11 protein-coding genes and 3 pseudogenes are annotated in these 16,600 nt (G+C 45.0%); 5 read left to right on the plus strand and 9 right to left on the minus strand.

Going from position 1 to position 16,600, the window contains the following annotated elements; translation table 11 throughout:
* The first annotated feature begins 59 nt into the window (after positions 1-59).
* The 5 genes from NI470_RS05680 (at position 60) to NI470_RS05700 (ending at position 7,220) form a co-directional block, all read left to right on the plus strand.
* Positions 60-2,066, plus strand: coding sequence for an esterase/lipase family protein (locus tag NI470_RS05680; protein WP_253147896.1), 2,007 nt, complete (start codon positions 60-62; stop codon positions 2,064-2,066).
* 337 nt (positions 2,067-2,403) lie between these two features.
* Positions 2,404-5,037, plus strand: a complete 2,634-nt coding sequence (mutS, locus tag NI470_RS05685) for a DNA mismatch repair protein MutS (RefSeq protein WP_253147895.1) — start codon at positions 2,404-2,406, stop codon at positions 5,035-5,037.
* Between the two features lie 204 nt (positions 5,038-5,241).
* Complete coding sequence (gene fdxA, locus NI470_RS05690) at positions 5,242-5,565, plus strand: ferredoxin FdxA (RefSeq protein WP_004279936.1); 324 nt, start codon at positions 5,242-5,244, stop codon at positions 5,563-5,565.
* 137 nt (positions 5,566-5,702) lie between these two features.
* The gene (locus NI470_RS05695; RefSeq protein WP_004279938.1) at positions 5,703-6,422 is read left to right on the plus strand and encodes a D-Ala-D-Ala carboxypeptidase family metallohydrolase; all 720 of its coding nucleotides are present in this window, start codon (positions 5,703-5,705) and stop codon (positions 6,420-6,422) included.
* A gap of 132 nt (positions 6,423-6,554) precedes the next feature.
* Entirely contained in the window at positions 6,555-7,220 is a 666-nt protein-coding gene (locus NI470_RS05700) for an O-methyltransferase (RefSeq protein ID WP_004729865.1), read from the plus strand.
* 168 nt (positions 7,221-7,388) lie between these two features.
* On the opposite strand, the gene NI470_RS05705 is transcribed toward NI470_RS05700, so the two are convergent.
* From NI470_RS05705 to lptC, 9 genes and pseudogenes are all read right to left on the minus strand, one after another.
* Entirely contained in the window at positions 7,389-8,231 is an 843-nt protein-coding gene (locus tag NI470_RS05705; RefSeq protein WP_004279943.1) for a universal stress protein, read from the minus strand.
* A 193-nt stretch (positions 8,232-8,424) separates the two neighbouring features.
* Positions 8,425-9,042, minus strand: coding sequence for a DapH/DapD/GlmU-related protein (locus NI470_RS05710; RefSeq protein ID WP_004279945.1), 618 nt, complete (start codon positions 9,040-9,042; stop codon positions 8,425-8,427).
* The gene (locus NI470_RS05715) at positions 9,035-9,634 is read right to left on the minus strand and encodes an IMPACT family protein (protein ID WP_004646684.1); all 600 of its coding nucleotides are present in this window, start codon (positions 9,632-9,634) and stop codon (positions 9,035-9,037) included. The genes NI470_RS05710 and NI470_RS05715 overlap by 8 nt, the downstream gene beginning before the upstream one ends.
* Before the next feature lie 119 nt (positions 9,635-9,753).
* Positions 9,754-10,941, minus strand: a pseudogene (locus tag NI470_RS05720) (beta-barrel domain-containing protein).
* A pseudogene (locus tag NI470_RS05725) lies at positions 10,938-13,074 on the minus strand (type I secretion system permease/ATPase). The pseudogenes NI470_RS05720 and NI470_RS05725 overlap by 4 nt, the downstream one beginning before the upstream one ends.
* Positions 13,071-14,539 (minus strand): annotated as a pseudogene (locus NI470_RS05730) (TolC family protein). Before NI470_RS05730 ends, NI470_RS05725 begins: the two co-directional pseudogenes overlap by 4 nt.
* A gap of 219 nt (positions 14,540-14,758) precedes the next feature.
* On the minus strand, positions 14,759-15,502 hold the full coding sequence (gene lptB, locus NI470_RS05735) for an LPS export ABC transporter ATP-binding protein (RefSeq protein WP_195724841.1): 744 nt from the start codon (positions 15,500-15,502) through the stop codon (positions 14,759-14,761).
* A complete protein-coding gene (lptA, locus tag NI470_RS05740) occupies positions 15,502-16,068 on the minus strand; it encodes a lipopolysaccharide transport periplasmic protein LptA (RefSeq protein WP_253147894.1) in 567 nt (188 codons plus the stop codon). The genes lptB and lptA overlap by 1 nt, the downstream gene beginning before the upstream one ends.
* Positions 16,052-16,600: an LPS export ABC transporter periplasmic protein LptC gene (gene lptC, locus NI470_RS05745; protein WP_004646678.1), complete on the minus strand. Its 549-nt coding sequence runs from the start codon at positions 16,598-16,600 to the stop codon at positions 16,052-16,054. Before lptC ends, lptA begins: the two co-directional genes overlap by 17 nt.

The following is a 16,600-nucleotide window of genomic DNA, read 5'->3' on the forward strand; positions in this document are numbered from 1 at the left end:
AAATTAGTAAAATACAAAACATTATCCCGCTTTATAACTTGAATTCAGTGAAAAGTTTTATGCACGAAAAAATAAATAAAAGATTAATGCTGTGCACTTTACTCATCACCAGCGTACTCAGCGGCTGTCAGGTGGTCAGTGTTAAGGAACAGGCTATTAATGTCACGCTGAACAATGAGCGTGACAGCATCTTGACCCGCGACAAGCTCAGTGAAGCCAGTCTGAATGTGTTATCCATGACAGGTCGTGAAGCCCAGATCTGTATTGATCAGCCCGAAGAATGTGTGGAAGATCTGAAAAGTATTCCCCAGATTTTAGATGAACAATTGCTTTCTACAGCAAGTGAATTATATCTCGCCAACTCCTTACAAAATGCCAAGTCTGCCGAATGCAACACCGGTGTCTTAAACAAAACCCGGTCACCGGAAAAACAGCAACAACACAAACAGAATATCCAGAAATGTCTGGATCAGCAGCTCACTATGCTGGATAAAAGCATTCGTTATAGCTATGCCTATCTATTTAAAACCGAGCGTGCGCCGCAAGAGCGTATTTTTGATAACCGCCAGGTCCAGATTCGTGACTTTTATAACCTGGCGATTGCTCATCTGATTCAACGCTATGCTGAACGTTATGAAGCCAAACAGTCCGGCCAGCGCATTCAGGTCGGTGACAGTGTATACACCATTGATCTGGAAAATTTTCCGCAGCTGAAAAACCAGACCATTGAACAGCTGATGTCCACCTATAACATGAACTTTTCCGGCCTACGTTCCATTACTCGTCGTGATGGTTTTGGTTCAGAATTTTTAGTGGTTTTACCTGAAGCACAGCAAAACGAGCAGGATAAAAAATATATTGTCGATCCGCTCAAGCACAACTATCCAAATGGTAAAAATCCTAACATTCATTCAGCACGCTATCTGGCGACCACCATTACTGCTGTACCAAAATCCGCGAATTCGACTGAACAGATTTTATCTACTTCGGAGTTTCACCTGAAACTGTATGACCCTTATAAACATGAAAAGATCAAAGTAGCTTCGAAAGAATATGCGCTAGCCGCCAACTTTTCCGCACCTTACGGTTTATGGCTGGCCGAGAACAATCTGGGGCGTTTAGCCTATCTGACGCTGATTAATCGCGAAGACAGTCTGAGCATGCCGCACCTGTACATGCTGGAACCTTATAATCCGGACAAGAAAGTGCTGGTATTGATTCATGGCCTGGCCAGTAGTCCTGAAGCCTGGATTCGTCTGACCAACGACATTATGGGTGATCCGGTATTAAGAGAAAATTTCCAGGTCTGGCAGGTATTTTATTCTACTAATATGCCGATTCTGGAAAGCCGTTTTCAAATTAATGCACTGGTTCAGCAAGGCTTTGCCCGGGTTGCGAACAATGCGCCAGCCAAAAAAGATGCGGTACTGGTCGGACACAGTATGGGAGGTGTAATTGCCCGTTTAATGGTCAGTCAGGCCGATATTACCCAAGATGCATTCAAGCTGGTACAAAATACCCGCATTGCACAATTTAAGGATAACCCGCTCTTTAAAGCACGCCTGCAAATGCAACCTATTCCGAATTTCACCCGGGCCATTTTCTTAGCGACACCGCATCGTGGGACGGAATATGCCGATCGCTGGCATACTAAACTGGCCCGTAAAATTATCCGCATACCGGGCGCATTTTTGGGTGCCTTTGCCGATACCCTGCAAGGTGAGATCGGGTTAAACGAGTTTGTCAAAGAACTGGGACATGACCTGATTCAGAATGGCCCAAGCGATCTGAGTGAAAATTCGAAATTTACTGCATTAACAAAGGATATTCAGCCTTCTAAAAATATCAAATTTCATTCTATTATCGGCAATACGGTAGACACAAAAGACCCTAAACTGATGAGTGATGGCATTGTTTCATACGAAAGTGCTTACTTGGAAGGTGCCGTATCTAGCAAAGTCATTAAGGGTGGCCACTCGATTCAGGAAACGCCTGAAGCCGTGCTGGAATTACGCCGGATTCTCAGATTACATCTGACCGACCTTGGTCTTTATGATCCGGAATAATCTATCGTCTTGATTGAGACTCACCACCGCATGTTCGCATCCGGTGGTTTATTTTTTTTAAAATTGCAAATAGTGCTGAATAAGAAGCCATAGCGGCAGATCTGAGCGCTGACTTAAACATTCATCTGGAATTTCATTTCTTTCTAAAAATTAAATTTGATAGACTTGCTGAAATACAGCTTTAAAGCTGAATTGAATCAGCAGATTCATTTCACATTTTCGATCTCCTGTGCTCAATCATGTGGGATTGGCCAGACTGAAAACGTGCTTTAAATTTTCCTGCATAGCCTATTGAGCAGTATTTGCATTTATCTCTTGTTGAAAGGATTTATTTTTAATGACCAGTTCAGAAATTATGGCTGATCTTTCTACCTTAACGCCCATGATGCAGCAATACATGTCGGTGAAAATGCAGCATCCGCATTCTTTGATGTTTTATCGTATGGGTGATTTTTATGAACTGTTCTTTGAAGATGCACACAAGGCAGCCAAGATTTTAGGCATTACCCTGACCCATCGTGGTAAAGCCAATGGTCAGCCGATTCCTATGGCGGGCGTGCCTTATCATGCAGCCGAGGGCTATCTGGCACGTCTGGTCAAAAAAGGCGAAACCGTGGTGATCTGCGAGCAGATCGGCGAGGTTACTGGGAAAGGACCGGTTGAGCGTGGTGTAGTTCGGATTATTACGCCGGGCACCCTGACCGATGATGCCATGCTCGGTGCACATCAAAGCTCGAATCTGGTGGCTTTATGTATTCAGCAGAGTCAGATTGGCATTGCACTTCTCGATCTCAGCGCTGGCTTATTTAAAGTACAGCAGCAGGATTATGATCTTAACCAGCTCATGATTGAACTGGCACGTTTGATGCCAAGCGAAATTCTGCTGGATGAAAATATCACTGATCCGACATTGACCGAACAACTCAAACAGCAACTGGATATCTCGGTCACCAAACGTCCCGATGTCGACTTCAACCTAAACAATGCGCAAAAAACCTTATGTGACCAGTTTGCCGTCAGTACGCTTTCAGGTTTTGGCATTGATCATTTACCTTTGGCCAAAGCAGCCGCTGCAGCACTGATTCACTATGCCAAGGAAACTCAGAAAACTGCATTACCGCATATCCGCACGATTCAGCTAGAACAAAGTTCAGATTTTATTGCTTTAGATCCGGTCACACGCCGTAATCTTGAATTGATTGAGCCTTTATTTGAACATGGGACATCTTTATTTCAGCTGATCAATGATTGCCAAACTGCTATGGGTGGACGCCTGCTTAGTCGTACCCTGATGCAACCTTTACGCGATACTGCCCTGCTGGATGAGCGCCTGGATGCCATTCAAGCCTTACTTCAAGGTTTCCACGAAGCACCTGTACGTTTGGTGCTTAAAGAGATTAGCGATATTGAACGGGTGCTGAGCCGTATTGCGCTTGGCAGTGCCCGTCCACGTGATCTGGTACAACTGCGTCAGGCCTGTGCGCAAATTCCATTTTTACGTCATGCCCTGCAACCGATTGTGAGTCAGCAACAGTCCAAGCTTTTAGTACAACTCAATGAAGAGCTAGGCGACTTCCATGGTCTACATCAACGCCTGATGTCAGCCATTGTTGAAAATCCGCCAGTCCTGCTTCGTGATGGTAATGTCATTGCAGAAGGTTTTGACAGTGAACTCGATGAACTGCGTCAGATTCGTGATCATGCCAGCCAGTTCCTGATTGATCTGGAAATCAAAGAGCGTGAAGCTAGTGGTATTCCGGGACTGAAAATTGGCTACAATCGTGTCAGTGGCTATTATATTGAACTGACCCGCGCACAGGCTGAACAGGCACCCGAGCACTATATTCGTAGTCAAACCCTGAAAAATGCCGAACGCTACATCACACCTGAACTGAAAGCATTTGAAGACAAAGTCTTATCAAGCGAATCGCGTGCCTTGGCCCGTGAAAAAATGCTGTTTGAAATGCTGCTGGATGAACTGCGTCAGGATATCGGCAGTTTACAGATGATGAGCAGCGCCATTGCCCAGATTGATCTGATTGCTAATTTTGCCCATCAGGCGCGTTTACGCAACTGGTCGCGTCCAAAATTCAGCCCGGAAGTCGGCGTCAGTATTACTGCCGGTCGACATCCGGTGGTAGAAGCCCTGAGTAAAACCGCCTTTACGCCGAACGATACGCGACTGGATTTTTCCCATCGGATGGCGATTATTACCGGTCCGAATATGGGCGGTAAATCGACCTTTATGCGCCAGACTGCATTGATTGTATTACTGGCTTATTGTGGTGCCTATGTTCCGGCACAAGCTGCAACCTTAGGTCCGGTTGACCGTGTCTTTACCCGTATTGGTTCTGCCGATGATTTATCGACCGGCAAATCAACCTTTATGGTGGAAATGACCGAAACCTCGCAAATCCTGCATCATGCCACCAGCCAGTCTTTGGTACTCATGGATGAAGTTGGCCGTGGAACCAGTACCTATGATGGCTTGTCTTTGGCTTGGGCCTGTGTGCTGGATCTGACCAAACGCATTCAATGTTTATGTCTATTTGCTACCCATTATTTCGAACTGACTGAACTGGATAAGGAAAGTGGCATTAATAACTACCATGTCACGGCCAAAGAGCTGAATGGTAATCTGATTTTATTGCATAAGGTGCAACATGGCCCGGCCAGTCAAAGTCATGGCTTGCAAGTCGCGAAATTGGCAGGCATTCCGGCTGCGGTAATTAAAGAAGCGCAAAACCGCTTAAAGATTCTGGAAAAACAGCATCAGGCCAAGCCACTGAGCCCGCAGCATGATCTGTTTGCAATGCCTGAAGTTATGGAGCCTATAGAACGTATCATCGAAATTGAAAAAGAATCGCCTGCACTGGACTTACTCGAAGATATTGATGTAGATAGTTTAACTCCGCGTGAAGCCTTGCAGCAGTTATATGCGCTCAAAGACCTGATCAAACAGCCAAGTTAATTCTCGGTCCTAGACCTCATCTGGCATAGGGTCGATGTCCTGAACATACCGATGAATGCTGTAATTCATCGGTATGCGACCTTTTTTCAAATTTAACAGCCCTATATATAACAAATATCAATAAAAGGAATTGTTAGTTCCCCCTGTTTTTGCCTAAAATACAGCATTCGTAATTAGAACCATATTTTTTAGGTAGCTGTCGCCATGACCTTCGTTGTCACTGAAAATTGTATTAAATGTAAATATCAAGACTGTGTTGAAGTTTGCCCTGTAGACTGTTTCTATGAAGGTCCTAACTTCCTTGTGATTAACCCGGACGAATGTATCGACTGTGCGTTATGCGAACCTGAATGCCCGGCAAATGCAATTTTCTCTGAAGACGAATTACCAGAAGGTCAGGAAGTCTTTATTGAACTGAATGCTGACCTGTCACAAAAATGGCCAAATATCACACAAATTGGTGACCAGCCAGCAGACCGTGAAGAATGGAATGGCAAAGCAGACAAATTACAATACCTTGAAAAGTAATTAGTTTAAACTTTAAAAGATCAGCAAATGCTGATCTTTTTTATACTCAACGCACACATTTCATTGCAATATTCTCCAAATTTCTCCCTATATTTAGTCTAAAATAGCGCTATTTTGTAAATATCTGATTTCTATAAATGAAGAACTTGTTAAAGGGATTATTGAGTCTTTGTATAATTCCTCTTGTTTTTGTGGGCTGTACCACGACCACAAAACAACCTGGACAGGCCACCACACCTGCTGGAAAACGGATTTACATTCCACAAGAACGTGTTCAATACGATCGTAAAGCCCACCCAAAAACTGTGCCTTATGTGTATACCCACTGGGTATCGGCACTGGATAATTTGTCACGCGTGCGTGAATATGAGGTTTTTCTGGAACGTCATGGGGTTGGCAATATCATTCCGAGTTTCGAATTGATGCGTACTGCACGTGATTGGGCCAAGTGTGGCCGTTCCCAATACATGATTCCAAGCCGTGAATTATGGGCCAATCAGATCCCAACTTTAAAAGTCTTTAAATATCTGGTTGCAGCCAATGTACTGACTGATTTTGAAGTCACGTCAGTCTATCGTGACCTGCCTTTAAACCAGTGTGCCGGTGGTGCCAACTCTTCACGCCATCTGTACAACTCTGCCATCGATTTCCGGATTGGGCCTGAATATCCGCAGGCACAAGATTATAGCTATATTGAAAATACCAAGTTCAAATTGTGTCAGTTCTGGGTACAGCATGGTCAAAGTCTGAATATGGGACTTGGCATGTATGCTTCAGGTCAAATCCACATCGATACCCAAGGTTATCGTACCTGGGGACCGAGTTTAGGCCGTAATTCCTCGATGTGTAATTACTAAGTCATGACAACCACTCTACAAAGTTCATTCAGGACATTGTAGAGCCTAAAAAATCATCACCTATAGAACAATAAATTGCGCTCTGCCGCGAAAAGTTTAAAATGCACGCATCGCAATCGAGGTGCTAAGACTATGCAACAAATGTGGACAGACATTGATCACTATATTGATTCACATTTAATTCCTGAAGACCCTATTCTGAATCAAACTCTTGAGAATACCGCAGCGCACGGTTTTCCTGATCACCTGGCTGTAGCACCGAATCAAGGCATGTTGTTGCAGATGCTGATCCAGATGAACCAATGTAAACGTGTACTGGAACTCGGCACATTTGCAGCATATAGCACCATGTGGCTGGCACGTGCGTTGCCGGATGATGGCTATATCCTGACGATTGAAGGACGTGATACCCATGCAGCGATGGGTCAGGAAAATATTGATCGCGCGCAGCTTAAACAGACCGTCGAACTGAAATGCGGCCGTGCAGCAGATGTGCTTAAAGCCCTGCCTGAAGATACGGAAGCTTTCGATTTCATCTTTATTGATGCAGACAAACAGAGTTATCCGGAATATCTGGAACTCAGTTTAAACCTGTCCCACTCAGGTACGCTTATTTTTCTAGACAATGTGATTCGTGCTGGCGAGATCATTAATCCGGACAATAATAAACCAAGTATTGAAGGCATTCGTGACATGTTTAAAGCGCTTCAAAATCATCCACGTATCTTGTCATGCACTGCTTTACAAACGGTTGGCAGCAAAGGACATGATGGTTTTGCACTCGCGATTGTGAAATAAAACAAGAAGAACAAAAATCACCCAATGACATATTTATTATAAATAACATTAACTTATAAATATTAACCACAGAGTTATCCACAATATATGAGGATAACTCTGGTCATTTTTAAATCAAGCTGTAACAATTTACGATTAGACTTCGCGCTTGGCTATTTTATGCAATCCTTACTTCGCAACCAGTAAAGGTACTTTGGAATTCCGGAAAATCGTGGTCGCAATACTGCCCAAAAAGAACTGGTGAATTTTACTGTGACTAAATGCACCCAACACGATCAGTTGAATCCCGAGTTCCTGTTGATAGGTCAAAATATTTTCTGCGACATCGCCATAGCGGTATTGTGGCACCACATCTAAACCGGCCTGATTTAAATATTGCAAAGGTTCATTTAGAATTTCAGCATGATCACCGATATATAACAGATGACATTGCAATAAGCGCAGCAGATCACTTTCCGCAATCCGTTTCATCATCTTGATACAGGTCGGTGAATATTCATAGGCGAAAATAAATCGTGTCGGCGGCTTAAACTGTTCTCCGACAGTCATCACGGTACAATTGGCCCCACGAATAAAATTTTCGACATTGGTGCCGATCGGTTTGTTTTTTTCAGCGGAGCGTTCACCGAGTAATCCAATTACTGCGATATCATCAGGCTGCAGGATCTGGAAGCTTTGTTCCAGAAAATCACCTTTTTCCTGAATATGTGTGGTTTGAATACCATGTTCTGCCAGAATCCGCTCGGAAATGTGTTGCAGCAGGTTATTGCTATAATCCAGCGCAATTTCACTTTGTTTTTGTTCAAGCTCAGCCAACTCTTTGAGTAACATGGCATTGCTTTCAAAGCCAATAACCCCACTGATTTCCCCCAGATGATAACTGGCCGGGTAATAATCCAAAACCTGTAACAGGACCAGTTCACGGCCAGTCTGTTTGGCAATCCATGCCGCCGCGTCAGCCAGCGCGTTTATACATGGTGATGAGTCGATGCAGGCGATGACACGTTTCATGTTTAGCCTCTCTTCTATTTATGATAAAAATTTCTTAGTTATTTTTAACTTAGCATAAGCATTCAAAAATGTGCAGCGAAATCTGTAAGGCTTGACTTGAAATATGTTAACTTTTATGTGAACAAATATAGATCAATATATCGAACCATCTGCTGAGTCAGGCTGTTGCATCAAGCACTTGACTTCCAAAAGCTTATTCACGATAGCGAATGAATTGGGCCGGATTACCGGCGACAATCGCACGCTTCTCGACATCCTTGGTCACCATACTGTTCATTCCCACCACGGCCTGATCTGCGATTTTAATTCCGTCCTTGATACCGACATGCGCACCGAGCCACACATCCCGACCAATCTCGATGCCTTGCGAACGTACTGGCTGCTGATAAATCGGCTGCTCCAAATCCATGCCATGATCAAAGGCATAAAGATGACAATAAGCGGCGATGCGCACCTGATCATGCAGTTTAATCCCCACCCGGCCACCATCCAGAATACAGTGATGATTGATCGCCACTTCATTACCGATCTCTAGGGGGCCATGTAAGGTGCAATCTGCAGCAATAAAGCTATTATCACCAATAATGATTTTGCGTCCCGGCTCCGCGAAAATATGTGCAAGAGGTGAAATAAAACAGTTTTCACCAATCTCGACGGTTTCCATTTCCATCAAGTAAGCCTGATAGTCCTTTTGCCACGCTTCTGCCCAACCGCGATTTTTTGGCTTTAAAGACCAGTACAGCCAAGGCATGTAATTCAGGCGATGTTTATGCTGCTCACGATATTTCAGTAAGGGATCTACGTCAGTCATCTGTCGCTTCTTCTATGATTTTGAGCTGTTCACGGCCGCGGGTCACATCTTGAATTTTTAAGGCAAAAGGTTGAATTTGATGTAACTGAAATAAGGCGCTGATCTGCACCCCTTCGGCTGTATATTCTTCCTGATAATCGATTTGCTGCTGATTCAATTCATATTGAAAGATGGCCCATTCATTGAATTGACAGGAAAATTGCACCTTCTTCTTTTCAATCAGTTCAATTTTTTCTGCCAACAACAAACATTGTCCAGCGCAACCGCCATAGGCACGTACCAAGCCCCCTGTTCCCAGCTTGATCCCGCCATACCAGCGATTGACCAGTACCAGCACATTGGTCAGCTCATTGCCTTCAATGGTCGCCAGAATCGGGCGTCCCGCTGTGCCTGAAGGTTCACCATCATCATTAAAGCGTACCTGATGGCCAATTTTCCAGGCCCAGCATTGATGCGTGGTGCTTGGATCACGATAAGTTTCCAGAAAATCTTTGACGTCCTGCTCATTCTCAACAGGGGTGGCAAAGGCCTGAAAGCGGCTTTTTTTGATGTCTTCCTCAAAACTGACCAGGCTGGCAATGGTAAATGGCATAACTTCAGGCTTTAAACTCTCACTGCTGCAGTATACCCGCTTTGCACAGACAAATAAAAAGCCTCTCCACGGAGAGGCCTGATTTTGATCGATTGTTTTACTCAATTGCTTGGCAAATATTACCGTTCACGCAAGGCTTCTTTGGCTTTATTAAATGGCTTGATCAGATAATCCATCACGGTTTTTGAACCAGTACGAATATCCACGGTGGCCACCATCCCTGGAGTAATATTGAACTCCTGCCCGGCATTATTGCTGAGCTTGTCGCTATCGGTACGGATATACACCCGATAATAAAATTGATCCTGCTTGACTTCATCACGCAAGGTATCCGGTGAAATCATCGCAACTTTACCATTCAACCCACCATAGATCGAATAATCATAAGCTGTAATTTTAACCAATGCTTCCTGATCAGGGCGAATAAAGGCAATATCACGCGGCGAGATTCGTGCTTCAACCAGTAATTTTTCATCCAGTGGCACGATGGTCATCAACTTGCCATTTTGTGGAATCACGCCGCCCAGCGTCATCACATCAATCTCTTTGACGACACCGCGAACCGGTGATTTAAAAACAGTTCGGCTCAAAGTATCCGACTTGCCACGTACCACCTGTTGCTGGGTTTCTACATCAGTATTGGCTTTGGACAATTCTTCCCGCGCATTCACATAATATTGATTACGGATATCATTCATCTGATTACGCAGGTCATTGGCTTCACGTTTTAGACGCAACACTTCAACCTCACTGGCTGCCCCTTTGGCGACCAAGGGAGCGGTCATTTCCAGTTCTTGCTGCACCAGTAACAAAGCCTGTTCCAGGCCTGCAACAGATTCTTGCAAATTGGCTCGACGCGACTGATACAGGGCCGTTTCTTCTTTAACCAATTTGGGGTATTTCAACACTTCTTCAGGAAAGACCAACGGTGCGCCGGTGACTTCCGCACGTAAACGGGCTGAAGTGGCACGTGATGACACCAGCAAGGATTCTGATTCACCGACGTTGGATTCAAAGCGGGTCGGATCAAGCTGGGCCAATACTTGCCCACGCTCGACAATTTCACCTTCTTTGACGTTGAGTGTGGTGAGAATACCGCCGTCCAGAGACTGAATCACCTACTCTTTGGATGATGGAATTATTTTCCCGGTACCGGTAGATACTTCTTCCAATTTGAATAACCAGGCCCAGCTCAGCAATACCAATAGGCCAATGCCGATAATCCAGATGATGACACTTGATTTCGGTAAGGGCGGTTCCTGAAAGCTGACCTTGCTGGAACGTTTTAGTTGCTGTAGTTCACTCATGCACTTGCTCCCACAACCCGCTTCTTACCACCTTGCGATTGATTCAGGATCTGATCCCGTGGTCCATCCATCACAATCTTGCCATCATTGACCACCAGAATACGGTCCACCAGTTCCAATACCGCACGGCGATGAGTCGCAACGATCATCGTACGATGGGTTAAATAGCCTTTAAGATGATCAATCAACTGTTTTTCTGACACATCATCAATAGCAGCGGTCGGTTCATCCAGTAGCAAAATCTTTGGTTGACGAATCAACAACCGCGCCAATAACAAGGCTTGGCGCTGTCCACCAGAAAAGCCGACACCACCCTCTAAAATGATATGATCCAGCCCTTCTTTTTTCTCCTGTACAAATCCCAGTGCACCGGTAATTTGTAAGGCTTCCAGAATTTGCTGATCGGTGGCCAAAGGTGCACCCAAAGTCAGGTTTTCACGAATTGAACCATAAGATAACTGCGAGTTCTGATTTAGCAAACTCATATCACGCCGCACATCTGACGGATCAATCAGGGTCAGATCAATCCCATCCAGCTTGACCTTGCCCTGTAACGGTGTCTGCATCCCAGACAAGAGCTGCAACAAGGTCGATTTTCCTGCACCATTACGGCTCAGAATTGCAATTTTCTCCCCGGGCTTGATCTCTAGCTTGGGAATCATCAAACTCGGTTTCGGATCATCATCGCCATATTTGAACACCACACCGTTGAGCTCATAATGCCCATCCAGTGCCGGACGATGAATCAGGTGCGAATAATCCGGCTGGTCCACCGGTTTTTTCATGAGTTCATCCAAACCAGCCTTGGCGACTTTAGCCTGTTGCAAGCGACCCAGTACACCCGTAATTTGTGAAATTGGTGCCAGCATGCGTGAAGATAGAATCGAACAGGCCACCAGTGCGCCTGTGGTCATGTCACCCTCTATCACCGCAAAAGCCCCGACCAAGACTACAATTGCAAAGGTCAGTCCCTGAATTTTTTGGGTCCAGGCGGTCATCAAGCCGACAATTTTACGTTGCTGCATGCTGACATCGGCTGATACTTCATTCATATGATTCCACTGGTTCTGGAAACGCGTTTCAGCTCTTAACAGCTTGATGTCTTCAATTCCTTGTACAGCTTCTACCAGCAAGGCATTGCGGATGGCAGATTCGCGCATGCCCAATTGCGCCAGCTGTGCCAATTTTTTCTGCGCCAGAATTCCCGGAAGAATCATTAAGGGCACAACGAGTAACATGACCCAGAACAGATTGCCACCGATCACCCAGAAGATGCCTAAGAACAGGAAGAAGAATGGCAGATCGGCAATCGCCGTGACTGTGGTTGAAGTCACCAGTTCGCGGACGCCTTCCAGCTCGCGAATTTGTGAAATGAAGGTTCCTGTTGATTTAGAACGTTCACTATTTTTGATACGTAATGAATGACCGAAAACCCGGTCAGAAATTTTTAAATCCGCACGTTTACCAATAATGTCTGATAGATAGATCCGCGAGACACGTAAAACAAACTCAAAAATCGAGGCGATCAGCACACCACCGGCCAACACCCATAACGTCGGAATGGACTGTGATGGAATGACACGGTCATAGACATTCATCGAGAAGACTATCGTGGCCAATGCTAGAATATTGGCAATTAAAGACGCAAACATCACATCGATATAACGCTTCCAGTCATTCAGGACAATTGACCAGAACCAGTTTTTCTCAAAGGGTTTGATATATTCATCCACCCGCGCATCTGGCACTGAAGATTCAGGACGCAGCACATAAAGATGCTTTATGCCAGTCTCTAACTGTTCAACTGTAAAGCTTTGAGATAAACCTTCATCACCACTGAGCTGAATGCTGACATTACCCTGCGTGTCGATGCGTTCGATCACCCCCACATCACCACTATCGAATTCCCAGTAAAGGTAAACGCCATGAATTTAGCAGGCTGCGCTCAAATTTATTTTTACGGACATTTAAACCCATCTGACGACTGACTATCTTGAGCATGTCATCGATGTCATGATGCTGGTTCCAGTCCAGTTGCAGGCGTATCCGCTCCTCAGAAGGCTCGATCCGGTAATGCCGGGCAATATTTAAAACCGCTTTAAGCCACGGTTGATAATTTATTGTAGTACTCATGGCTGAACTTCAAACCCCTGAATAGAAATACGGTTAAGCGCGTAAATATCCCGTGTACGGCCGGTGACCTGAATGTACTGTACGATCGCCGAATAAATATCATAGCGTGCCGATTCAATTTCCTGCGCGGCACTATGAATGGCTTGCTCTGCATTTAGCAAATCCACCACGGTTCGGGTACCCAATTTATATTGTTCTTGATACAGCTCTTTGGTGCGTATCGTGGTTGCGCGGCGCTGGGATAAAACCCCCATTTGTTTTTGTTTATTTTCAATTTGCTCGCGGATCAAGCGCACCTGATCTAGCACATCCAGATAGACCGTATTAACCTGTGCGCGTGCAGCTTCTTCGGCATAGCTTGCGGCACGGGTCTGTGAACGCGTTGCACCACCCTGATACAAATTACTACTGGCTTCAATCATGACTGAATTATAGAAGCCATCATCTTCATTATTATTTGGATTTCGCCCATTCATCGCCTGACTTAGACTACCTTTAACACTAATAGTCGGATAAGAACTTAATCGCGCCTGATCTTTTTGCGAACGGGCAACATTGACCCCGGCATGGGCCAGAATCATGTTCGGAATCTGGGTAAATTCCGGATCCTGATAAAGATCGGCCTGTGCCACAATACGATCAGGAATATCCCATTCAACAGTGGATACATCAAATCCTAGCAAGGTACACAAGCGTTGTGGATATTGTCTTAATTGAGTCCGCTGAACAATCAGATTCGATTGCGCTGCTTCCAGATTGGACTGGGCCTGAATCGGGTCGGCCTGACTGCTGATTCCGGCGCGGGCACGCAAATTGGCAATTTCTGCAATCCGTCCAATGCCCTGAATCTGCTGCTGGGCAATCTGGGTGATTTGCTGATAACGTTTGATATTCACTATTGCATCTGCTACTTCAAATGCAATCTGATCCAGACTAACCAGCACCCTTGCCTGTTCTTCTGCTAAACGGGCTTCTTCCACACTGACATTGGTTTTAATTTTGCCAAAGTCATATATAGCATCTAGGTGGCATTCAAAGAAATCATTTGTCGTCCACGTTCACCGGAAGTGAGATCACCTGTCCCGATACCCCCGGATAACTGCGAATAATAACCCGATCTCGCCACATCAATATTCGCGGCCTGCGCAGATAGTGTCGAAATACTCTGGGTGATTTCAGGACGTCGCTGCACTGCCCGGTGTACAGCTTCCACCAAATTCATTTTTTGTGGAATGCCAGCTGTGATCGTAGAACTTAAAGCCGACTGTCCTGACTGTGGCCGGGTAATTTTCGGCAGCTCAGCTACTTTTGATGTATCTAATGAATAATGACCGAGCGAGGTAATATCAATGGTATGCGCTGACCGTGTCGGCTTGGGTGCAATCAGCTGACCCAAGCCATTTTTGAGATTGGCAAAATAATGGGGTGAGCTTTCTGCATGCACCAAAGATACAGATAAAGGCAAAAGAAGAAGTATCAATCTCTTTCTTTTTTGATCTGTTTTCCCCTGATTTTTTTTAAAGTGTTCTGCCCTAAATCGCATAATTATGTAATGTTTTCTTGTTTTAGCCTAACAATAGATCAAATCACTTTAAAAGAAATCTTTTTCACTTTGATTTGATCAAAAAAACCTGCATCCCACAACTGGCGTCTGATGCAGGTTCTTTAGATCAAGTAAGATAATTTACACTGTGAAATCATCACCCAGATAAACTTTTCTCACAGTTTCATTCGCCAGGATTTCTTCTGGTGTACCTTCAGCAAGCAATGCGCCTTCACTGACAATATAAGCATGCTCACAAATCGCCAGCGTTTCACGCACGTTATGATCGGTAATCAGCACCCCAATTCCGCGATCTTTCAAGGTCGTAATGATATCCTTAATATCTCCAACCGAAATCGGATCGACACCGGCAAAAGGTTCATCAAGTAGCATAAATTTTGGATCAGCCGCGAGTGCACGAGCAATCTCGGCACGACGTCGCTCACCACCGGAAACACTCATCCCCAAGGAATCTTTAATATGGGTAATTTTAAAGTCTGCCAATAATTCGGCCAGACGTTGCTGACGTTGTGCCTTGGTCAAGTCTTTACGGGTTTCCAGAATCGCCATAATATTTTCAGAAATCGTCAGTTTTCGGAAAATCGAAGCTTCCTGCGGCAAATAACCAATTCCCTTACGTGCCCGTTCATGCATTGCGAGGTCGGAAAGATCCAGATCATCCAGATAGATTTCCCCCTTATCCATCCGCACCAGACCGACCACCATATAGAAACTGGTGGTTTTACCGGCGCCATTCGGTCCCAGCAACCCGACAATCTGACCACTTTCCATGCTGAACGACACATCTTTCACTACCCAGCGTTTATTATAATTTTTCGCCAGATGTTTAATGGTGAGGGTTTGAACCTGCTGCGATTGCTCCATTAATCACGCGCTCCCGGGAAGGATGTTGAACTAGATGGTGGAATCACAATTTTTACGCGACCTTCAGCTGAACCGGTTTTATTCGGTGTACCGATGGCTTCAACATCACCCTTGTTCATGCTGTATTTTAAAGTCGCACTACGAATACTGGCACCATTCTGCTGCAACAGTGCATTACCTGACAGGGTAATAATGCCAGTTTCAGCATTATAGACAATTTTCTGCGCCTGGCCTTTGGCAAGACCTTTGGCCGGATCCACTTTTTGCTGGAACTGTGCCGGGCTGCCTGTCGCCGTAATCAGACTGATTTGGCGCTTATTGTTCAGATTGGCCACAATTGAATTGGCTTGCAGCTTCATAGTGCCCTGTTCAATGATGACATTGCCCGAATACGTCGTCACACCCGTCCGCTCATTGAAAGTCGCCCGGTCAGCCAGCAAGGTAATTGGCTGGTTACGGTCAGATGGCAGGGCAAAAGCAGTGATTGAACCGAGTCCAACCACAGTCGCCAGCGTCATACGCTTTAGGAAAGTGTGCATCATTTTGGCTTTAGGAGTTTGGTTCATACTTTCCTCGAATATTAAAGAATTCGTATTGACCATCATTAAGATTGGCTTTAAGACCCTGGCTGACAAATTCAGCCTGTGGAGATTCCACAATCACTGTCTTGTCTGTTTCAATTTCACGTGTTTTCGGAAAAGCAGTCAGTTCTTCAGTACGAAACTGCATTTTCCCATTTTGCATGATTTTGGTGGCGAGCACTTCTTGAGAGAGTACAACTTTTGTATTGTCATCATAACCATGCGCCATTTTGGCAAAGAAAGTCGCATCGACTTTACCATTGTCATAAGTCGATGCTCGCAGATTTTCCAGCTTTGAGGTTTCTAGCTGCAGGTTCTGCTCGAGTCGGTCCACTTGGGCACGAACCGACACCTGACCTGCTTCATCCGTCTGGGTTAAGTTAATATTTTGAGCGGAATAGGTCATGCTGCGCGCAGAGTCTGCCTGCAGCTTGTTGCCCTTGCCGCTGTAATAGTAATAACCACCACTTATTGCGGCAATAATCACAGCCGTAATATATAAAACTTTAGTATCCAT

This window comes from Acinetobacter lwoffii (genome assembly GCF_024129115.1).
Taxonomy (GTDB): domain Bacteria; phylum Pseudomonadota; class Gammaproteobacteria; order Pseudomonadales; family Moraxellaceae; genus Acinetobacter; species Acinetobacter lwoffii_T.